Source organism: Clostridium sp. B9, assembly GCF_050509515.1.
Classification (GTDB): Bacteria; Bacillota; Clostridia; order Clostridiales; family Clostridiaceae; genus Sarcina.
The window spans coordinates 1,839,885-1,861,540 of sequence record NZ_JBNWKA010000003.1 but is presented as its reverse complement, the minus strand read 5'-3'; the positions used below and the strand labels follow the sequence as shown (position 1 = coordinate 1,861,540).

Sequence of the window (21,656 nt, the reverse complement as noted above, 5' to 3'; positions counted from 1 at the left end):
TAGTATATTACAAAACCCTCATTAAAGCTTTAGCCTTATCTAAGGTTTCGTCATATTCCATCTCTTCTTCAGATTCTATGGTTATTCCACCACCAACTCCAAAGTAAGCTTTATTATCCTTAGTTAGTATAGTTCTAATAACTATGTTAAAATCACAGTTTCCTCTTAAATCAAAATATCCAATAGCTCCTGTGTATATTCCTCTTCTAAGTCCTTCTATTTCTTCTATTATTTCCATACTTCTAATTTTAGGTGCTCCAGTTATGGAACCGCCTGGGAAACATTCTCTTATACATTTAACAGAGCTTATTCCTTCTTCAAGTTCTCCTACTACTGTTGACACTAGATGAAATACAGTTGAGTATTCTTCAAGTTTAAATAACTCTGTAACTTCAACAGAAAAAGGCTTACAAACCTTACTTAAATCGTTTCTTTCTAAATCAACAATCATTAAAAGCTCAGATTTATCCTTTTCACTATTTAGAAGTTCATTCTTGTTTTTTATATCTTCCTCTAAATTAGTTCCTCTTGGTCTCGTTCCTTTTATCGGTCTTGTTTCCACCATATTATTATGCACCTTTAAAAATCTTTCTGGTGATGAACTTATTATTTGGAATCCATCTAGATTTAAATACGCAGAAAATGGAGCTTTGTTTATACTCCTTAGACTTGAATAGGTATTAAAAGGATCATCATTATAGTCACACATAAATCTTTGAGTTAAATTAGCTATGTAAGTATGCCCTTCTTTTATGTAATTCTTAACTTTGCTAACTCCTTCAATATATTCTTCTCTTGAAAAATTTGAAGTGAAAGTTGTACTTTTATCTAAACTTATATTGAAATCAACTTCTTCCTTTTTTAAGCATCTTTCAATTTCTTTTATGCTTTCATAAGAATCATTTTTTATTCCTAAGGCGCTTATGTATGTCTTTTTATTTATTAAATCAAATATTATCACATTATCATAAAATAAAAAATAACTATCAGGTATTTCTACATCATTTAAAGCACTCTTTGGCATATCTTCTAAAACTCTTCCTATATCATATGAAAAATATCCAATGGCACCACCTACAAAAGGAATATCATTATTAATGTCAATTTTATAGTGGTTTATTAACTTCTCAAGTTCTAAAAATGGATCACCATATTTAACTTCACCATCTATATTTATTTCATTACCATAGGAAGTAAATTTTTTAAATGGATTTAATCCAATGAATGAATACAAAGAAAATTCACTTTCTTCCTTAGAACTATCTAAAAATATACTCTCTTTTTCTTCCTTAAATATTGAGTAAACCTCATGTGGATTAAGAGAATTATCTATTTCTTTTATTTTAAAATCCAAATTAAATCACCTTTTCCTAATTTCTTATACTTAATTTCTAGAAAGTTCAACGAAATTCTTAAGCATTTCATGTCCATACTCAGTTAAAACAGCCTCTGGATGAAATTGTACACCTTCTATTTTATATTTCTTATGCCTTACCCCCATAATCACTCCATCTTCACTTAAGGCAGTAATTTCAAGGTCTTCACTTAAATTTTCCTTATCAATAATTAAAGAATGATATCTAGTAACATTTATATCATTTTTTAACCCCTTAAACACCCCTTTGCCATCATGAGTTATTTTACTAACCTTACCATGAACAGGATACTCTCCTTTTTTCACTTTACTTCCAAAGGAATAACCTATACATTGATGTCCTAAACATACTCCCAATATAGGTATTTTTCCTTTAAATTCATCTATTATATCTAGACACTCTTTCATATCCCAAGGCGCTTTTGGTCCTGGAGATATTAGTATTCCTTCTGGTTTGAGTTCTCTAATTTTATCAATAGTAATCTTATCATTTCTTTTAATAACAATATCCTCTTCTATCTCTTTGAAGTATCTTACTAAATTAAATACAAAAGAATCATAGTTATCTATTATTAAAAACATTAATTCACCTCAAAACTCTTTAGTTTAAAATCATTATATCAAAAACTCCTAAAAAAAAATATTAGTTTTATATCACTTACATATTCTTACTTTGTTATTTAATAATTCAAATTATCTAATAAATAAAATAAAGATATAAAAATTAATTTATTTTATTTTAAATTCTGTGTTAAAATATTTATAATACAAAATTCAAAATAATAACTATTTAAATAATTAATACTTATACATATAATAAAAAAATTAAAGGAGGGATTACTATTAATATTAATGCAGAATTTCATTGTCACTCATTAGCTTCAGACGGAACTTTATCTCCAAAAGAGGTAATTGAAGAAGCTAAAAAAGAAGGGATATCTGTAATAGCTTTAACAGACCATGATATAACAGCTGGACTTGATGAAGCAAAAGAAGCTGCAAAGGGGACTAATATTACATTTATACCAGGAATAGAACTTAGCTGCGAGCATAAAGGTGCAACAGTTCATATATTAGGATATTTTAGAGATGACTCCTATAAATCAGAATCATTTCAAAACTTCTTAGAAGGATTAAAAAACTCTAGAATTGAAAGAGCAAAAAAAATTGTTTCTAATTTAGAAGAATACTTCAATATAAAGTTAGATTATAGAGATGTATTAGCTAAAGGAAAAGGTGTTGTTGCAAGACCACATATAGCACAATGCATAATAGATGCTGGCTATCCATATGAATGGGAATATATATTTGATAAATTTATAGGAAATGATAGCCCGGCATATGTTCCTAACAAAAAGATTTCTGTTGAAGAAGGTATTAAAATACTTAAAGAAAATAATGCTATAACGGTGTTAGCTCATCCAAAGCTTATAAAACGAGTTCCTGTTAAAGAAGTTATGGCATTCCCTTTTGATGGTATAGAAGCTATCTACTATCAAAATACAAAGAAAGACACAGATTTCTTCTTATCATATGCAGTTTATAACGACTTATTAATAACTTGTGGTTCAGACTTTCATGGAGATCATGAGGGAGATGACCGTCACGGTAAGGTTGGATGTATGCAAATTCCTGAAAATTATCTAGAAAAATTTTTAACAGCTTACCACAATAAATAAAATTTGATTAAATGATTAAAATAAGGACAATAGCTTTAAATATTTAAAGTTATTGTCCTTTTATTTTAATAAAATCAGAAAATTTTCCTCTTTTGCTAAAAAACTATTTACTTTTCTTACAAAAAGCTTATAATTTAATTATAGATATTAACTAAGAATTAGTATTAATTGATTTTGATTGTTACAATATTAACATATACAGGTGGTGTTTTTTATGAATTATTTAGAGATTAAAAATGATATATATTGGGTTGGTTCATTAGACCCAGAGTTAAGAGTATTTGATATTATAATGTATACTCCATATGGAACTACTTACAACTCATATGTAGTTAAAGGAAGTGAAAAAACTGCTGTTTTTGAAACAGTTAAAGAAAAATGTTTTGATGATTATCTAGACAAATTAGAAAAATTAGGTGTGGAACCTAATAAAATCAACTACATAATAGTTGACCATACAGAGCCAGACCACTCTGGATCAGTTGAAAAATTATTAAAAATTTCTCCTAAAGCTAAAGTTGTTGGTACAATGCCAGCTATAGAATTTTTAAAAGAAATCGTAAATGAAGAATTTGAATATATAGTAGTTGGAGAGGGAGATAGTATTTCACTTGGAAATAAAACATTACAATTCATTTCAGCTCCATTCCTACATTGGCCAGATTCAATGTACACATATATTCCAGAAGATAAAGCATTAATAACTTGTGACTCATTTGGTAGCCACTACTCTTGTGAAGAGGTATTTAATGATTTAATTCCTAATAAAGAAGAATACTTAGATGCTTTAAGATATTATTATGATTGTATCTTTGGACCATATAAACCATATGTATTAAAAGCTATAGATAAAATTAAAGATTTAGATATAGAATTAGTTTGTCCAGGTCACGGTCCAGTTTTAAGAGAAAATCCATGGGAAGTAATTAACACTTACAAAGAATGGAGTACTCCAGTAAAACCAGAAATAAAAGGAGATAAAAAAGTTACTATTCCTTACGTTTCAGCTTATGGATACACTGCTGAGCTAGCAGAAAAATTAGCAGAAGGTATTAAATCAGAGCACAATGTTGAAGTTAAATTATACGACTTAACATATAGTAATCAAGAGGATGTTTTAGCTGATATAGCTGATTCAGACGGATTGTTATTTGGTTCTCCAACAATAGTTGCTGAATTATTACCTCCAATAAGAATACTTTTAGCTAACTTAAACCCAGTTGTTCATGGTGGAAAATATGCTGCTGCCTTTGGATCATATGGTTGGAGTGGAGAAGCTGTTCCAAGAATAGAAGCTAGATTAAAAGAATTAAAAATGCATATTGTTGGTCCTGGATTAAGAATCAGATTTAAACCTTCTGAAAAAGAATTACAGGAAACATTTGAATTTGGTAAAGAATTTGCTCAAATAATGTTTGGTGAAAAAGAGAACACTTACTCAATAGATCATAATCATAATACTCAAGCTCAAGAAGTTATTACTGGTAACGGAAAAACAAGATACTGGAAATGCTTAGTTTGTGGTGAAATATTTGAAAGTCCTGTTTGTCCAGATATCTGCCCTGTTTGTGGTGCTGGAAAAGAACAATTTATAGAAGTTGAAATGGAAAACTTCAAGAAAATTGATACTGAAGATAATATCGTAATTATTGGTAACGGAGCTGCTGGTTTCTATGCTGCTAAGACAATAAGAGAAATCAACTCAACTGCTACTGTAAAATTACTATCAAGCGAAGAAGTTTCATCATACTCAAGACCTAACCTATCAGATCTTTTAACTGAGGAAATGGATTTAGATACATTCTACTTAGCAAAATCATCATGGTATAAAGAAAATAATGTAGAAGAAATGTTAGGCGTAGTTGTTTCTAAGATTGATAAAGATGGTAAAAAAGTTATCTTATCAGATGGAACAGAAATACCATACACTAAACTTATATTAGCAAATGGTAGCCATAACTTCATTCCACCATTCAAAGTTGTTAATAATGGTGAAGAAATCAAGTTAAGCAGTGAAAATATTGGAAACTTCAAAGGTATATACTCTATTAAAGACTTAAAAGATACATTTGATGTTAAAGAAATGATGACAGAAGCTAAGAAGGCTATTGTTATTGGTGCTGGTCCTCTTGGATTAGAAGCTGCTTGGGAAATGAAGAATGCTGGTATAGAAGTAACAGTTGTTGAATTCTTACCTAACCTTATGAATAACCAATTAGATCAAGAAGGTGCAGACTTATTCAGAAAGAATGTAGAAGGATGTGGAATAACATTCTTAACTTCAGAAGAATGTAGTGAAATCATCACTAAAGATGGTAAGTTAACTTCAATTAACTTAAAGAGTGGAAAAACTTTAGATGCTGAAATCTTATTAGTTTCAACTGGTATAAGAAGCAATATTGCTTTAGCTCAAGAAACTGGTATAGATTGCAACAGAGGTGTTATTGTTAACGAAAGAATGGAAACTAACGTTAAAGATATCTATGCATGTGGAGACGTTGCTGAATACAATGGACTTGTATATGGAAACTGGCCTGCTGCTATAGAAATGGGTAAAACTGCTGGTGCAAATGCTTCAGGTGAAGATAAAATATTTGAAAACTTCACTCCTTCAATCATCTTAGATGCTTTAAATACTCATGTATTCTCAGCTGGATTAATTAGATTTAATGATCCATCATATGAAAAAATAAGCTTAAAAGATGAAGAAAAAGGACAATACACTAAACTATTCTTCAAAAACAACGTTTTAGTTGGTGGAATAATAGTTGGTGATATCACTAAAGCTGGTCAAATTATCATAGCAATAGATAATAAATTATCAAAATCAGCTGCTTTAGCAAGTAACTTACTATAATAACAAGGAGTTGTATCAAAAGTTATTTTGATACAACTCTTTATATTTAGCTTAGTTTAAATTAAGCTCTACTATAAACTTATTTCTTTTTCCTGGGTATATGCTCTCTGAATAATCAATTGGAGTTCCGTCTTTTAGATAGCCTACAGATGATAAGTAATGAATAGCATCCCCCTCTTCTATTTCTAGGAGTCTTGAAGTTTTGTAATCTGCATTCTTAGCTTCTATCTCTCTGATTACTTTACAAACCTTTAAATCTATTTCTTCCAACATATCGTAAAGAGAAGTATCTTCAAAATCATTATCTAATATCTCTTTTGTTAATTTATAAGGAAGATAAACTGTAGTTAAAAGAACTGGGCTACTTGCTACTGGTTTATTACTGTTTTCTCTTTCAGCAAATCTTAACCTTTCAATTTTTATTATCTTTTCCCCTTCTTTTACCTCTAACTTTTCAGCAATTTTACGATCTGCTAATACTAAATCTTTTCCTAATACCTTTGTTTTAGGTGTTAACCCTTTTTTATTCATCTCTTTATTATAACTTTCTATAAACCTTGTATTGTCCTGAGATATCTTTGGTTTGGTTACAAAGGTTCCTCTTCCCTTTACCCTTTTTAAATATCCTTTATTTACAAGACTGTTAAGCGCTTGCCTTACAGTTGGTCTGCTAACTGAAAACATTTCTGCTAGCTTCATTTCTGTTGGAAGTGATTCCCCTTCTCTTAACTCTTCATTTTCTATTTTATCTAATATATATTTTTCAATTTTATTATGTAAATGCATATAAACACCCTTTTCTTATAATTCTAGTAATATAAATTATATCATATAACTCTTCTTAAATGTAATTACATATAAGCTAAATATTATTTACAAAAATAAAAATAAGCTATATCTAAATATATTAACTAAGCTTATTTTGAATTGAAGAAATTAACAATGTAAATTTAACTTTAGTTATTTTCTAACAAATTCTTATGCTTATTAAATAATTTAAATATAGCTTACTAATTTGATTTACTGATTTAATTATAGTTATTTAATCCTATATTTATTAGCTCCATCTGTTAAATGCAACTACGCCTTCATTTTGATGTATAGCTTCTTTAAAAGCACTTTCAGCATTTCCATCAACAGTAAATATTGAATAATTAAACTCATAGAATCCACCTAAAGAGGCTTTAAAGTTTGTTTCCCAATAGTTATTCATAACCCATGAATAAACTAAATCATTGTTTATAACACCAACATCTCCACAAAGGTTTATTTCATGTGGTTTAATATCCCCCATAAATAGCATATGAGCATCCTTAGTTGTAATTACAAGAGATTTCTTTTCTCCTTCTAATACAATTCCATTTTGGATTGCATAAAAATCCACACAACTCTTAGGAAGTTGATCTACTCTTGGTCTTAAATGACATCCTGTTTTGTCTATATAAAGTTCTTCTTCCTCTCCTGTTGTAAATGGAAGTGTTATATAAAGATTCTCTGCATTTAAAACATTATCCTTACCTACTCTACAAGCAACATCGATTCTTGGAATTTCCTTGTAAACTGTAAGTATTACAAAGTAACTTGAACACCCATCAACTTTGTATTCTAAGCTTACTCTTCCAAATACATCTCCCTCATTTAAAACAGAAACATCTATAAGCTTTCCAATATCTCTTGTGCTATGATAAGCCTTTCTATTTCTTCCCATAAGTCTTCTATCATTAGCTATATCAGTTTTAACAGGTGTTACTTCGTATATTGGAGTAAAAGCATTAGCTACTCTATCTTCTCTTATAATACTCTTTCCGCTTTCTTTATCTATTATATTAACTATTCCTTTTTCAAGTTCAAACTCTAATTTAAAGAAAGGTGACTCTATTCTATTTGGAGTAACTATTAAAGCTTTACTATTATCAACTAAGTCTTGTACTGCATCACTTCCAGTTAGAGTATATCCTGCAGTAGTGTTTATTCTATCATCTTCAATATCTTTAAAAATTAAATTTTTCTCTTCATTAGCTTCTAAGTCTATAAGTACACTTATCTCATAACCTCTAGGAACCATAGCCATTTGATGCGGGTAAACTTTTCCAGTATCCTTATCTACTATTTCAAAATTATCATGTCCAAATAATATTTCAAGGAAGAATTTTGCTACTTCTCTTCTCTTTTCGTTATGAGGATTTACAACTTTAAAAGTTAACTCTTTCCACATTTTAAGTTCAGTCTCGCCTAACTTAAATGTTATCTTATCTAAATTTCTAGCTGCAGCTTCGTGTCCATTAGAAGCAAAAGATTGCTTTCTTAAATCTAAATTATTAACCATAGTATGCCATGGCTCTGTAATTGAAGCTGAATATCCCCATGTATGTTCTGAATACATCATGAAGTTATTTAAAGCTTCATTCATAAGTTTTTCATCACCTAATTCATTTTTAGGATCTAACTTTTTACATAGATTATATAATCTTAAACCCTCTCTATAATGCTTTACTGCACCTGGCGTTGAAGCTGTTCCATCAGCCCACCAATCAGTCCAATCCCCTTTATAAGTTGGAATTAAATCAGTATCCTTATATCTCTCAACATTAGCCAATAAATCTTCTAATATAGCCATTTCAAGATATATTTTATCACCAAACTCACGATTCCATTTCTTTATGAATTCTATAACCTTAAAGCTAGGTGGTGCGTTATCTGTCATAAGTGCTGATACTGTTATTGGAATGAAATCAAATGGATAATCCTCTTCTTCAAATTTATTTAAGTAATTAAATATTCTTTTTACAGCCTTGTTATAATCATCTATTGTTGTATTATCTAAACCATCCTTTATCATGTATTCCCAGCTTTTAAACTGTGAAAAACCTAATTCGTTTCCTATATGGTAGTGTTCTCCTACCCATGAAAGAAGTTTGTCTCCATTTGGTGTTTCCCAATAGAAAGGATATTGCTTTCTTCCATTTGGATACATACCATGATGAGTATGGATACATGAATATAGAAGTTTTACTCCACTATCTTTTAATGCTTGTGAATATCCCCATGAATATCCATTTATGTCTGCTGTCATTGCACAATGAGAATTTAAGCCTAAAGCCTCTAATTTATTTATTGTTCTATTAAATACATCTCTTAAAACATCGTCACTTATTAAATCTGTTAAGTTTAAATAGTTTAATGATAACCCAATGTTTCCTGACTTAACATACTTAACAAAATCACTTATCTCTTTCTCGTTAGCTTCCTCTAAATATCTTTCAACACACCAAAAACTCTCACAAGTCCATTTATATCCTTGCCACTCTTCTCGTCCATTAACATAGGCTTCATTTAATATATTTATAGCCTCTTTTATATACTCTATGTGATGCCTTTCAATTTTCTCCTGTCTATCTGTATAACCTATATCAGTATGACTATGATTAAAAACTAGTATCTTCCATTTTTTCTTTAACTCTAACATAAAATTCTCCTTTTATCCTTTTAATTGTATATTTATGCTCTATTTTAATTGAGTGTTGATTTCTAGATACATCTTCAGACCTAACTTAATTTCGCAAAGAGTTTCTATTGTATATTCCAGAATAATAGCTAAAGCGAAGAACTCCCTTCGGTCAAACAACTTCGCTTATTAACGCTATTCTTCTTCCCTATACAATGAAACTCTAATGCTCATTAAGATGGTCTTTCATCTATATCTAGAAATCAACACTGGTTTAAAAGAGTATAAATGTTTTGTTAAACTTTATTTTTAAATAGCTTTGGTACAGCTATTAGTGTACTTTCTGTTGAATCACTACTCAATCTTATTGAAATGCTTTTTTCCATGCAAAGCTTTTCTAAGGGCTCTTTAAAGAATTCATAGCTTTTAGAAATATTCCCGCCAATTATTATTGAATCTAAATCACATTTATTTAAATAAAATTCCATAAGTTCTTTTAAGTCTTCTCCAAACCTTTTAAACACTTCTAAAGCAAGAGGATCCTTGTTAATTGCTAATTTATAAATTTCTTCACCATTAACTACCTTTAATCCTAACCCTTGAGCTATATTTATAAGTCCTCTAGTAGATAAATAATCATCTGCTATTGATTCTTTAAAAGGAATATTATATATCCAACCATACTCTGGTATATTTTCTCCTTCTTCAAGCAAATCTTTATTATAGACAAATGCTGATCCTACTCCAGTACCAAGACATATGCATAGACTTTTATTAAAATTTTGTCCTGTTCTGAAATTACATTCACCTAAGGCATATAAATGAGCATCATTTTTAAATTTAAAACTTAAACCATCAAACTTATTTTCTAAAGCTTTCTTTAAATTAACCTCATATATGCTTTCATATTTATCTATGCCTTTTATTAAAGATATTCCTTCTTCATAATTAAAAGGTCCTGGGAAAGCTATTCCGACACCATTAATATTAAAACCCAAGCTTTCTCCTTCCATTAAGTGAAAGCTAACTATATTAAAAAGGTTTTCTAAAATAACTTCTCTTTCCTCTTTAGCTAAAGCTTTATTTATATTAATAGTAGTTACTCTATTCCCTAATTCATCAACTATAGCACTTTTAATAGAACTCCCCCCTACATCAAGTGCAATATAATAATCTCTCATAAATATCACCTCTATCTTGATTTTATATGCATAATCCAAATATGTAAATACATTTATTTCTTATTCACAGTATTTTAATAGTTTTCTTCCCATATAACTTGATATATGTAATTACATATTGTAATATTAAATTAAGTTATATTTACCAAAATAATTTTATAAAAAGGCTCTTTTAAATCAACACTTATTTAAAAAAGAGCCTATAAGAAATAAAATCAACTATAAAACTAACTATGCTATTAAAGGGAGATTGATTATGTTTAACAAATACAACAATTATGATAAATATCCAACTAATATTATTAAGGGCTTTGATGATGAAGCTTTTCAGGGATACAAAGATATTTTAAGTAAAATAGAAAATGATTTAAAAGCTTTAAATAAAGAAAAGACTATATTAGTTATAGATTCCTATATAGGAGTAAATTTAGATGAAATAAGAGAAGCATTCTCTAAACTTAACCCTTCTTTAATAATTAACTCAGATGAATATGCACTATCTGGTGAGGAAATAAATTTAAAAATTAAAGAATTAATGACTGATGATAGAGTGTTTGGAGTTATGAATAATAAACGCTTATCAGATTTCTTCCCAAAAGAAAACTTAAAAGAAGCTAGAGAACTTATAAACACTAATAAAGGGCTAACTATTGTTTATGGTACTGGTGCATCCCTGATCACAGAAGGTGATATATTAATATTCTGCGATCTTGCTAGATGGGAAATTCAAATGAGATATAGAAAAGGAATGGGAAATTGGAAAGCTAATAATGAAGATGAACAGATATTAAAAAAATATAAGCGTGGCTTCTTCTTAGAATGGAGAATGATGGACAAGCACAAAAGGGATAAATTCTCTAAATTTGATTATATATTAGATACAAATATAGAAAATACTCCTAAGATGATTACAGCTAATGCCTTCTTCTCATCATTGAAAGAAATGACTTCTAGACCATTTAGAGTTGTTCCTTACTTTGACCCTGGTGTTTGGGGAGGACAATGGATGAAAGATGTTTGTGGCTTAGATAAGAATCAAGAAAACTTTGCTTGGAGCTTTGATGGAGTTCCAGAAGAAAACAGCCTTTACCTTCAATTTGGTGAAATAAAAGTGGAATTACCTGCTATAAACCTAGTATTAACTAACCCAAGAGCTCTTTTAGGAGAAAAAGTTCATGCTAGATTTGGATGTGAATTCCCTATAAGATTTGACTTTTTAGATACTATGGGTGGACAAAATCTCTCTCTCCAAGTACATCCCCTAACTGAATATATACAAGAAAACTTTGGAATGCATTATACTCAAGATGAAAGTTATTATATATTAGACTGCGAAGAAGATTCATATGTTTATCTTGGGATAAAAGAAGGAATAAATAAAGAAGAAATGATTAATGACCTAAAACTTGCTGAAAAAGGTGAGATAGTATTCCAAGCTGATAAATATATAAATAAATTTAGAGCTAATAAACACGACCATTTCTTAATTCCAGCTGGAACTATTCATTGCTCTGGTTCTGGTACAATGGTATTAGAAATCAGTGCTACACCATATATATTTACATTTAAACTATGGGATTGGGAAAGACTTGGATTAGACGGATTACCAAGACCTATTCACTTAGAGCACGGTGAAAAGAATATTCAATGGGATAGGACAACTTCTTGGGTAAAAGAAAACTTAGTAAATGATATTAGAGTTATTTCTCAAAGTAGGGATATAAAAGAAGAAAAAACAGGATTACACGAAAGAGAATTTATAGAGACTAGAAGACATACATTCTCTAAAACAGTTTCTCACTCAACAAATGGCAGTGTTAATGTATTAAACCTTGTAGATGGTGCTGAAGCTTTAGTCCATAGTCCAAATAATAAATTTGAACCATTTGTAGTTCACTATGCAGAAACATTCATAATTCCCGAAAATATTAAAGAATATGAAATAAGTCCCTATGGTAAATCTTTAGGAAAAACCATCTCAACCATTAAAGCTTATGTAAGATAGATTTAAACTTTATTTAAAAGTGCTATCACTCACATAGAACTAAATATAAAAGAGGATATGTAAAGCTTACATATCCTCTTATTCTTACTCTTTTTATGAATTTATTGTTGAGATTTATACTCTTCTAAAGCCTTTGCAAGCTGATCAGGGCAAGAAGTTCCTTTTCCTCTACAATCTATTCCTTTTAATTTAGAAATAGCTTCATCAACATCCATTCCTTCTACAAGTTTAGAAACTCCCATTAAGTTTCCAGGACAACCATTAACAAAAGTAACATTTTTGATTTTATTGTCCTCAATGTCAAAGATTATTTCTTTGGCACAAACGCCTGTAGTCTTATAATTCATAAGTATCTCCCCTATTTAAATAATTATTAAAATATGGCTACTATTTTAAAGTAGCTATAACTTCAATCTCTATTTTAGCATCTTTAGGTAATTTAGCAACCTCTACTGCACTTCTTGCAGGCTTATTTTCTGTAAAATAAGTAGCATATACCTCATTCATTCTAGCAAAATCATTTATATCACTTAAAAATACTGTTGCTTTAATTACATTATTCATAGAAGTACCTGCGGCTTCTAAAATAGCCTTAACATTCTCTAATGATTGAGTTGTTTGCTCTTCTATAGATACGGCCATTTCTCCTGTTTTAGGGTTTAGTGGAATTTGTCCTGAAGTATAAACAAAATCTCCTACTATTACCCCTTGTGAATATGGTCCAATTGCACCTGGTGCTTTGTCTGTTTTTATTATTTTTTTTGCCATATAAAACATCTCCTGTTCTTCAATACATTCTTCTTATAGTTCCATTTTAATACAGCAAAATTCGAAATTCAATGGGCACATTTTTATTTATCTTTATTTTCTCTGATAACTGCATTATTACTTACATCGTCTAAAGTCTTTGGAGAGATTTTATCATCACTAAATCCCTTGCTTTGTGTTGTAGGGTTATTTAGTATTCCAGCCATAACCAATATTGATAAAATAGCTGTAACTAATTCATTATAATTTTTTGGTAGCAAACTCAAATCAAATCCCTCTAGAATCAATGGTATTAGTGCAAAAACAGACATCCATAAGCCATAATTTTTTAATCTGCTCCAATCATACATAAACTTATCCTCCTTAGATATAAAATATATGATTTTATATTATATTCAACTTATGTTCTTATGGTTATATATTTTCTTTTTGTTATTTTATTATCATTTACGATGATTTCAATTAAAATACTTACTAAGTATACCAATTAAAAACAATAAAAAAATACTTGTTTATACTAAATCATAATTTTTATATCATGATTTATATTTTATAAACAAGTACTTGATTTTTTTATTATATATCAGCCATTATAAGTTTTGCACTTCCTACATTAGTAGCTAGTGGAACCTTGTAAACATCACAAAGTCTAAGTAATGCACTTATATCTGGTTCGTGAGGTTGAGCTGTTAGTGGGTCTCTTAAGAAGATTACCATATCAACGTCGTGGTTTGCTATCATCGCACCAATCTCTTGATCTCCTCCAAGTGGACCACTTTTACACCTTTTAACATCTAAATCAGTGTTTTGCATTATTTTAAGACCAGTTGTTCCAGTTGCAACTAATATATGCTTACTTAGTTTCTCTTCAAACTCCTTAGTTAATTCAATCATTTCGTCTTTCATTTTGTCATGTGCTATTAATGCTATTTTCATGTAACTCTCCCCTTCTATTTTTCTCTAGATTACCTTTACATTTTAATTATATAATAAATCAGATTAAATTTGTACCTATATTCCTAATTTTTTAGCATACTCCACAAAACCTGATTCTTCTAATCCTTTTGAAAAATAAAACCCTTGAATAATATCAAATTCTAAAAGTTTAAAGAAATCATAATGCTCTTTACTTTCTACTCCCTCAACAACAAGTTCGGCTCCTAACCAGCTAGCAAATTTAGCTATAGAACTTATCATAGATATATATTTTTCATTAGCTATATCATCCACAAACTCCCTTGGTATTTTTATTTGATCAAATGGAATCTTTAGAAGTCTGTTTATTGAAGAATATCCTTTACCAAAATCATCAACAGATATTTTAAACCCGTACTTTTTCAATTTAACTATTTGATTTGCTGCTGTTCCATTTGCTTCCAAATCAAAATCTTCAAGAATTTCTATGGTTATATTATTAGGATTCAAGTTAAATTTTTTAGCTATTTTATCCAAAGTGTATACAATATCTCTATTTTTCAATGTGTTTACAGATATATTTATAGAGCATTGAATATTTATATCATTTTTTATTAACTCTGTTTGAAAACTACAAGCTTTTTCAAACACATAAATATCTAGCTCATTTATAAGCTCAAGCTCTTCTATAGTATTTATAATATCATCAGCTCCTATATAGCCTAATGTATTGTGGTTCCATCTAATTAATGTTTCATAGCCTATTATTTTATTACTTTTTAAAGAAATTTGTGGTTGATAAACAGTATATAACTCATTATTTCTAAGAGCTGAAATTATATCTCTTTTTATTATTTTATGCTTACTTCTGTCTTTATCAAGTTTTTCTGAATACTCTATAGAATTTAAGAATATTTCTTTTTTTGCTTTTTTCTTAGCAAAAGCTGCTTCTTCCAACATATCATCAAAAGTCTTTTTGTTATTATTCAATGAATACCCTATATTTATATTAATTTTTAGACTCTTGTCCAATTCATGAATATAAAGATTATTTATATTATTTAGCTGACTTAAAACCCAATTAATCTCTTCTCTTTTTATAGATTTTATAGCAAATAAGAATTCATCAGCACCATAAGAACCATATATAGTTTTACTTTTACACCTCTTGCATATTTCTGCAAGCTTTTCACCAAATTCATATAATGTTTTATCACCTATTTTTCTTCCATAAACTTCATTTATCAAATTAAAATTACTTATATCAATAATAAATAATGTATGTTTGCCAAATAAGCTTTCAACTCTATCTTTGAATTCAAATCTAGAATATATATTAGTTATTTTATTAAATTTTTCCTGTGCTAATATTGCTGCTATATTTCTCTTTTTACTTTTATTGCTACTAAAAATTCTAACTAGAAACACATTTATTGTGAGTATATTCAAAATTATATATCTAATTATATTTTCTTTTGTATTTAATATATTGAATATAAAAATACTTAATAATGAAAATATTAAATAAACACTAAATATAATTATATTTATAATTTCATCATAATCACTATCTTGAATATGATTTATATTAGTTGAAAACCTCTTTCTATCTCTACTTGCAAAGCTTGTTAAAAACATAAAAAATATAGTATCTATAAAATTTATAAATATATAAATATGATTACTTTCCAAGTTTGAGTTTCTATTTAAAATATAATAAACACTTAATTTAATTATAATATAGCATATTAAATAAAAATTCACTCTAATTTGTGCTTTAGAATAAAGAGATGTTACAAAAGATAATATAGCTATAAATATTAATGTTAACATCATAATATTAGAAAGATAGAAATTAAATTGGTTATGTATAGCATTTAATTTCATTCCAACATATGTTGGAATGAACCCTAATAATATTATGAATACTGGTATGAATAGTAAGATAGAATCATTTATTACACATCTATAATACTGAAACTCTTTTAAAAATTTCAAAATATTTTTCAACTTAATTATAATATATACAAGCGTTACAATTAAAATAATAGTATTTAAATCTCGTCTTAATTCATAACCACAAAAATTTATAAATATATTTATGACTAATACTGCTGTACATAAATAACTTGCAGAAAAAGCCAACCATTTCTCTTTAGTAAAAATTTCTAAACATTTTGATTTAGAAAACTTCCATGTAAAATATACTATTTGAAAATAAAATACTAAATTAACAAAAACTATAGTATATCTATTAACACTGTTAAAAACAAATTTTTGCACTGTTAATATCCCAAAAATTACTATTAAAAAAATTAAATTCTTTCCCCAAAAATTTTTCATATATATTCCCTTAATAAAATTAATATATTTTTTATACTTTCTATATTTAAAAATAGTTATGTAATCAAAAAGATTACATAACTATTCTCTCAATTAAGCTTCTTCGTAAAATGCTCTATAACATTTCTTAGTTTCGTATATGTCTGCCTTTGAAGCAACTTCAAGTGGTGCATGCATATTTTGAAGAGCAACTCCACAGTCTATTACTTCCATATTATATTGTGCTAAGATGTAGGCAATAGTACCACCGCCACCTTGATCCACTTTACCAAGTTCTGCTGTTTGCCATACTACATTATTTTTATCCATTATGTTTCTTAAGTGAGCTATATACTCTGCATTAGCATCATTACATCCTGATTTTCCTCTTGCACCTGTATATTTACTAAATACAACTCCTCTTCCAAAATAAGCTGTATTTTTCTTCTCACATACTGAAGGATAGTTTGGATCATATGCAGCTGTAACATCAGCTGATAACATCATTGAATTTTGAAGACATCTTCTAAGTTTAAGCTCTGAATAGTCTCCCATTCTATCCATAAGTTCTGCAACTAAGTTTTCAAAGAATCTTGATTGCATTCCTGTAGCTCCAACGCTTCCTATTTCCTCTTTATCTACTAATAAGGCTACACAAGTCTTATCAACTTCTCCTAAGTCCATAATAGCTTCTGCTGAAGTGTATGCACATATTCTATCATCATGTCCATAAGCTAAAACCATACTTCTATCTAAGCCATAATCTCTAGCTCTTCCTGCTGGTACTATTTCTAACTCTGCTGAAACGAAGTCTTCCTCTGTCATTCCATACTTTTCATTTAATAAAACTAATATATTAGCCTTAACAGCTTCTTTTTCATCAGTTCCTTTTAGAGGAATGCTTCCTACTAGAACGTTTAAGTCTTCTCCCTCTATAACCTTAGCACCTTTTTTACCAAGTTGATCTGCTGAAAGGTGAATTAAAAGATCTGAAATCCCTATTACTGGATCTGAATCATCTTCTCCAATTACTATATTAACTTTAGTTCCGTCTTTTTTTACTACAACCCCATGTATTGCTAGTGGAATAGTAACCCATTGATATTTTTTAACTCCACCATAGTAATGAGTATCTAATAAAGCTAAATCTGAATCCTCATATAATGGGTTTTGTTTAACATCTATTCTAGGTGAATCAATGTGAGAGCCTATTATTCTTAATCCATTTTCTAAAGCTTCTTTTCCAACTTTTATTAAAGTTAAAGTCTTATCCATATTTACTGAATATAACTTATCTCCAGCCTTAACACTTTCACCATTTTTTATTATTTCATCTAAATTTTTAAAACCTTCTTTTTCTACTTGTTTAACTAAAACAGAAACGCATTCTCTTTCAGTTTTTGCTACAGACATAAACTCTCTATATCTATCACTTAAAGAAAATACTTCTTTCATATCTGCTTCTTCATATTTTCCCCAAGCATTTGCATAATCTTTTTTTAAATCTTTTACGTCTTTCATACATAGCCCTCCTAATTTTTTCTTAATTTAATTTTATATTTTTGGTAATATTTTGTCAAACTATAGAATTTTTCTTATTTTAAACAATAATAACAGTACTATTGCCATTAAAATTAATGCACTGACCAATCCATAAAATCCATAAGGACAAGATTTAAATGGCATACATTCAAAACTCATAGAAAAAACAGCCGTTATTAATTCCAAAGGAAGAAAAACAGCTGTTATTATGGTAAATACCTTCATAAGTTCATTGGTTTTATTGGCTAATTCTGACTCATAAGCCTCTCTAACTATGGCCAATTCCTGAGAAAGTGTGTCTAATGCTGTAATAAGCTTCTCTATTTTATTATTTATATTTTTAAAGTAAATAATATTTTCTTTTCCTATTACCCCGTTCTCATCAATTACTAAGGCATCTCCAATATACCTTATGGGCTTTATTAACTTTCTTAATTTATAAGCCTCTCTTCTTATAAATAATAATGAGTTTAATTGTTTGCTATCTGGATCTTTTAATATCTCAAGCTCTATCTTGTCACCCTCTGCTTCTAGATCTGATATTATATTGTAATTATTTTTTATTATTCTATCTAGTATGTAATATAAAATAATTGAAGGGCTTTTATCTTCTTTAAAAAGATGACTGTTTTTTCCCTCTTTTATATCCTCTATCAATTCGTATAAAAGAGGCATATTGCTTTTATAAACAGTTATTATGAATGTTTCTCCTAAAAATATATCAAGCTCCTTAGATATTATTTGTCTTCCTTGTTGATCAATTATATTTATTAATATAAATATATAATCTTTGAAATAGTCTATTCTTTGATCTTGTTTGTAATCTATGCACTCTTTTATACATTCGTAAGAGAACATATCTTTTAGTAATATTATCTCATCTTCTTCTATGAGTATCCAAGCTGGAAATTTGCCTGGTCTCCAACTTTCTACAATATTGAAATTATCCTTAATATTAAATATAACCATATCATCACCTTTAATTCCGATATGGTTATATTCTGTGCACTTTATTAAATTTTACTCTCTTTTTCCATGCTTTCTAACATTCTTTTTTCAATTATGTCAACTGGAGTAATATCTGACATTCTTTGATATCTATAGTTAGCTGCAGCAGCTTCTATGATAACAGCTATGTTTCTACCTGGTCTTATAGGAACTCTTAACTTTTTAACCTTTACACCAAGTATATCTTGATATTCATCATTTACTCCCAATCTATCATAATCTCCATCATCTTTCCAATGCTCGAAATGGATTATTATTTTTATTTGTTTAGAATTCAATATGGAACTTAAACCGTATAAAGCTGATACGTCTATTATTCCCATACCTCTAACTTCTAGCATACCAAAAGTTATTTCAGGTGATCTTCCGATAAGGTCACCATCAATTTCTTTTATATCTACAGCATCATCAGTTACTAATCTATGACCTCTTTTAATAAGCTCTAGGGCAGTTTCACTCTTACCAATACCACTTTCCCCTGTTATTAACATTCCTATACCATAAACGTCAACAAGAACACCATGTAGTCTTGTTTCTGGAGCCATTTTATCTGATAAATACATTGTGATTTTACTTATGAATTTAGTAGTTATCATTTTACTTCTAAGAATCCATAAATTTCTCTTTTTAGCAGCCTTTACAAGCTCTTCATGTATTTCTAAATCTCTAGTTACTATAAGACATGATATATCAAAAGAGAAGAATTTATTTAATCTTTTCTTTCTTAAATCTGGAGACATATCCTCTAAAAAACTCCACTCTGCCTTTCCTATAACCTGAATTCTCTCTGGAGCAAAATAATTATAAAAACCAGCTAATTGAAGTCCTGGTCTATTAACATCACTAACATTTATAGGAACATTTTCCTCACCAGTTTGAATTACCTCTAAATTAAAATCCCTTATTAACTTTTCTACTGTAACACCCACATAAATCACCCTTAATTTTTCTTATTTTTTGGCTCTATCCCTTTTAACTGCTGTCTTAAATTCTCTTTAAATCTGCTTATATATTCTTTTCTAAGCTCTTCTCTCTCTTTGTGCTCTTCTTCTGATAAACCTTCTTCTTTATGTTTTTTATGTAATTCATTTATTCTTTTTGTTAATTCATCTATATTCATAGCTTTTCTCCTTTTCTCATATGTCATAATTTATTTATAATATTATTTTACATTTGTATGTATTTTTTAGCAACAATCTTTATTGTTAAATTCCTCATTTAATAATCATTTTATTATAATATATATAAAAAATATATCTAAGATGTTAAATTCTTAGAAATTTTTACCTATTTTAATTGTAATATATTTCATATTATTCAAATTTATCTTATAATATTTTTAGAAACTTTGTAATATGACAAGCTCACATTACTTTAGACATAATTATATTTGTAGATAAGGGTGAGATTATGAGTACTAAAAAATTAAATTTTAAATTATTAAATAATTGCGATAAAGTAAAGCTTATAAATAATTCATTGGTTCTTGAAGGGTTATCATTAAAAGAACTATCTAAAAAGATTAATGTTCAAAAAAAAGAAATAATGACATTTATGAAATCAGAAGGTTTTTCATTTGATGAAATAGAGGGATATTTTAAAAAAGAATCACCTGTGACAAACAATATTGAAAAAGAAAAAAGCCTCTCAGTTCAAGAAGACGCGGCTGAAAAACCTCCTTCAGAACTTGAAGATGTTCAATCAATAATAGATTCAATAAACAAAAAGCTTAACCTCAAAGAAATTGAGACTCAAGCGTCATTACTTCCAGAGATTAAACCTCAAAATAAATCTAATTCTTTAGATACTAACATTGTAAAATCTGAGAAAAAAACTAATATAAAAGAAGAAAAAGAAATTTTAACTTTAGAGATACCTAAAGTTTCTAGAACAGAAAGAAGAAAGATTTTAAAAAAATCTCCTTTTAAAAGATTCATGTTATTTTTAAAATCTTTGTTTAGTAATAATAAAAAAAATACAATTAAACTTGAGTCCCAAAATAATATTAGTTTGCCTGTTGCGGAACTTAATACTTCTTTAGCAGATAAACCTGTTGATAGTCTAGATTTTAAAGGCAATGCATATTCAGAAGCAATTTTAAAAGAAGTAGCTACTGATGTTCTTAAAGATGATATTGCTAAAATTAATGTTAAAGATGAGATAGATTGCTATGAATCTAATAAATCCATAAAATCAAAGCTTTCTTTTGAAATAAAGCTCCCATTAGATTTAAAAGTCTTAAGTAAAAAATATGATAAAAATATAATAAAAGAAAAGAACATAATAGACTTAGATAAAGTCCCTATAGATTATTTAAAAGAGGAAATATCAAAAATAAGGATAGATTCTTCCTTTATAGAAACTTTAAAATCAAATAATGCAGAAGATTCATCTTCTGAAGATTTAGAAATACGTATTTCTAATTTAGAAAAGAAAGTCTCTGAACTTGAAGAATTTTTTGTAGAAATTTTTCAAGGTATGCTTATAAAATAAAAAAATCCATCCAAATTTATGGGTGGATTTTTTTTTGTAATTTATTTCAATTATAGAAAATAAGTT

18 protein-coding genes are annotated in these 21,656 nt (G+C 28.3%); 4 read left to right on the top strand and 14 right to left on the bottom strand.

What is annotated here, in order from left to right; all coding sequences use genetic code 11:
* Positions 1-7 precede the first annotated feature (7 nt).
* Complete coding sequence (gene pabB, locus ACQZHJ_RS08435; RefSeq protein ID WP_430485110.1) at positions 8-1,354, bottom strand: aminodeoxychorismate synthase component I; 1,347 nt, start codon at positions 1,352-1,354, stop codon at positions 8-10.
* Between the two features lie 30 nt (positions 1,355-1,384).
* On the bottom strand, positions 1,385-1,957 hold the full coding sequence (locus ACQZHJ_RS08430) for an anthranilate synthase component II (protein ID WP_430485109.1): 573 nt from the start codon (positions 1,955-1,957) through the stop codon (positions 1,385-1,387).
* Positions 1,958-2,217: 260 nt separating this feature from the next.
* Here ACQZHJ_RS08430 and ACQZHJ_RS08425 point away from each other — a divergent pair, with 260 nt between their 5' ends.
* Both ACQZHJ_RS08425 and ACQZHJ_RS08420 read left to right on the top strand, forming a co-directional pair.
* On the top strand, positions 2,218-3,054 hold the full coding sequence (locus tag ACQZHJ_RS08425; RefSeq protein ID WP_430486876.1) for a PHP domain-containing protein: 837 nt from the start codon (positions 2,218-2,220) through the stop codon (positions 3,052-3,054).
* A 214-nt stretch (positions 3,055-3,268) separates the two neighbouring features.
* The gene (locus ACQZHJ_RS08420; RefSeq protein ID WP_430485108.1) at positions 3,269-5,911 is read left to right on the top strand and encodes an FAD-dependent oxidoreductase; all 2,643 of its coding nucleotides are present in this window, start codon (positions 3,269-3,271) and stop codon (positions 5,909-5,911) included.
* Positions 5,912-5,962: 51 nt separating this feature from the next.
* Here ACQZHJ_RS08420 and ACQZHJ_RS08415 read toward each other — a convergent pair whose 3' ends face one another.
* The 3 genes from ACQZHJ_RS08415 to ACQZHJ_RS08405 all read right to left on the bottom strand — a co-directional run bounded on the left by ACQZHJ_RS08415 (position 5,963) and on the right by ACQZHJ_RS08405 (position 10,537).
* Positions 5,963-6,697, bottom strand: a complete 735-nt coding sequence (locus tag ACQZHJ_RS08415; RefSeq protein WP_430485107.1) for a GntR family transcriptional regulator — start codon at positions 6,695-6,697, stop codon at positions 5,963-5,965.
* Between the two features lie 271 nt (positions 6,698-6,968).
* Positions 6,969-9,377, bottom strand: a complete 2,409-nt coding sequence (locus tag ACQZHJ_RS08410; protein ID WP_430485106.1) for a hypothetical protein — start codon at positions 9,375-9,377, stop codon at positions 6,969-6,971.
* 275 nt (positions 9,378-9,652) lie between these two features.
* Complete coding sequence (locus tag ACQZHJ_RS08405; RefSeq protein ID WP_430485105.1) at positions 9,653-10,537, bottom strand: ROK family protein; 885 nt, start codon at positions 10,535-10,537, stop codon at positions 9,653-9,655.
* A gap of 256 nt (positions 10,538-10,793) precedes the next feature.
* Between ACQZHJ_RS08405 and ACQZHJ_RS08400 the strand changes: the two genes are divergently transcribed.
* Entirely contained in the window at positions 10,794-12,542 is a 1,749-nt protein-coding gene (locus ACQZHJ_RS08400; protein ID WP_430485104.1) for a class I mannose-6-phosphate isomerase, read from the top strand.
* A 101-nt stretch (positions 12,543-12,643) separates the two neighbouring features.
* Here ACQZHJ_RS08400 and ACQZHJ_RS08395 read toward each other — a convergent pair whose 3' ends face one another.
* The 9 genes from ACQZHJ_RS08395 to ACQZHJ_RS08355 form a co-directional block, all read right to left on the bottom strand.
* A complete protein-coding gene (locus ACQZHJ_RS08395; RefSeq protein WP_430485103.1) occupies positions 12,644-12,889 on the bottom strand; it encodes a TIGR03905 family TSCPD domain-containing protein in 246 nt (81 codons plus the stop codon).
* Between the two features lie 40 nt (positions 12,890-12,929).
* Positions 12,930-13,310, bottom strand: coding sequence for a RidA family protein (locus ACQZHJ_RS08390; protein ID WP_430485102.1), 381 nt, complete (start codon positions 13,308-13,310; stop codon positions 12,930-12,932).
* A gap of 83 nt (positions 13,311-13,393) precedes the next feature.
* On the bottom strand, positions 13,394-13,660 hold the full coding sequence (locus tag ACQZHJ_RS08385) for a holin (RefSeq protein ID WP_430485101.1): 267 nt from the start codon (positions 13,658-13,660) through the stop codon (positions 13,394-13,396).
* Positions 13,661-13,886: 226 nt separating this feature from the next.
* Complete coding sequence (locus ACQZHJ_RS08380; protein ID WP_430485100.1) at positions 13,887-14,246, bottom strand: methylglyoxal synthase; 360 nt, start codon at positions 14,244-14,246, stop codon at positions 13,887-13,889.
* Positions 14,247-14,321: 75 nt separating this feature from the next.
* On the bottom strand, positions 14,322-16,223 hold the full coding sequence (locus ACQZHJ_RS08375) for an EAL domain-containing protein (RefSeq protein WP_430485099.1): 1,902 nt from the start codon (positions 16,221-16,223) through the stop codon (positions 14,322-14,324).
* 438 nt (positions 16,224-16,661) lie between these two features.
* Positions 16,662-18,068, bottom strand: a complete 1,407-nt coding sequence (locus ACQZHJ_RS08370) for an aminopeptidase (RefSeq protein ID WP_430485098.1) — start codon at positions 18,066-18,068, stop codon at positions 16,662-16,664.
* Positions 18,069-18,128: 60 nt separating this feature from the next.
* On the bottom strand, positions 18,129-19,058 hold the full coding sequence (locus ACQZHJ_RS08365) for a magnesium transporter CorA family protein (protein WP_430485097.1): 930 nt from the start codon (positions 19,056-19,058) through the stop codon (positions 18,129-18,131).
* A gap of 44 nt (positions 19,059-19,102) precedes the next feature.
* Entirely contained in the window at positions 19,103-20,026 is a 924-nt protein-coding gene (gene hprK, locus ACQZHJ_RS08360; RefSeq protein ID WP_430485096.1) for an HPr(Ser) kinase/phosphatase, read from the bottom strand.
* Between the two features lie 11 nt (positions 20,027-20,037).
* Entirely contained in the window at positions 20,038-20,217 is a 180-nt protein-coding gene (locus ACQZHJ_RS08355; protein WP_430485095.1) for a DUF896 domain-containing protein, read from the bottom strand.
* Between the two features lie 290 nt (positions 20,218-20,507).
* Here ACQZHJ_RS08355 and ACQZHJ_RS08350 point away from each other — a divergent pair, with 290 nt between their 5' ends.
* The gene (locus ACQZHJ_RS08350) at positions 20,508-21,590 is read left to right on the top strand and encodes a hypothetical protein (protein WP_430485094.1); all 1,083 of its coding nucleotides are present in this window, start codon (positions 20,508-20,510) and stop codon (positions 21,588-21,590) included.
* Positions 21,591-21,656 lie beyond the last annotated feature (66 nt).

What these genes read in the sequence shown, in the direction of transcription:
- ACQZHJ_RS08430 (WP_430485109.1), bottom strand. Translation starts at nt 1,957, where the DNA reads ATGTTTTTAATAATAGATAACTATGATTCTTTTGTATTTAATTTAGTA.
- ACQZHJ_RS08420 (WP_430485108.1), top strand. Translation starts at nt 3,269, where the DNA reads ATGAATTATTTAGAGATTAAAAATGATATATATTGGGTTGGTTCATTA.
- ACQZHJ_RS08415 (WP_430485107.1), bottom strand. Translation starts at nt 6,697, where the DNA reads ATGCATTTACATAATAAAATTGAAAAATATATATTAGATAAAATAGAA.
- ACQZHJ_RS08410 (WP_430485106.1), bottom strand. Translation starts at nt 9,377, where the DNA reads ATGTTAGAGTTAAAGAAAAAATGGAAGATACTAGTTTTTAATCATAGT.
- ACQZHJ_RS08405 (WP_430485105.1), bottom strand. Translation starts at nt 10,537, where the DNA reads ATGAGAGATTATTATATTGCACTTGATGTAGGGGGGAGTTCTATTAAA.
- ACQZHJ_RS08400 (WP_430485104.1), top strand. Translation starts at nt 10,794, where the DNA reads ATGTTTAACAAATACAACAATTATGATAAATATCCAACTAATATTATT.
- ACQZHJ_RS08395 (WP_430485103.1), bottom strand. Translation starts at nt 12,889, where the DNA reads ATGAATTATAAGACTACAGGCGTTTGTGCCAAAGAAATAATCTTTGAC.
- ACQZHJ_RS08390 (WP_430485102.1), bottom strand. Translation starts at nt 13,310, where the DNA reads ATGGCAAAAAAAATAATAAAAACAGACAAAGCACCAGGTGCAATTGGA.
- ACQZHJ_RS08385 (WP_430485101.1), bottom strand. Translation starts at nt 13,660, where the DNA reads ATGTATGATTGGAGCAGATTAAAAAATTATGGCTTATGGATGTCTGTT.
- ACQZHJ_RS08380 (WP_430485100.1), bottom strand. Translation starts at nt 14,246, where the DNA reads ATGAAAATAGCATTAATAGCACATGACAAAATGAAAGACGAAATGATT.
- ACQZHJ_RS08370 (WP_430485098.1), bottom strand. Translation starts at nt 18,068, where the DNA reads ATGAAAGACGTAAAAGATTTAAAAAAAGATTATGCAAATGCTTGGGGA.
- ACQZHJ_RS08365 (WP_430485097.1), bottom strand. Translation starts at nt 19,058, where the DNA reads ATGGTTATATTTAATATTAAGGATAATTTCAATATTGTAGAAAGTTGG.
- ACQZHJ_RS08355 (WP_430485095.1), bottom strand. Translation starts at nt 20,217, where the DNA reads ATGAATATAGATGAATTAACAAAAAGAATAAATGAATTACATAAAAAA.
- ACQZHJ_RS08350 (WP_430485094.1), top strand. Translation starts at nt 20,508, where the DNA reads ATGAGTACTAAAAAATTAAATTTTAAATTATTAAATAATTGCGATAAA.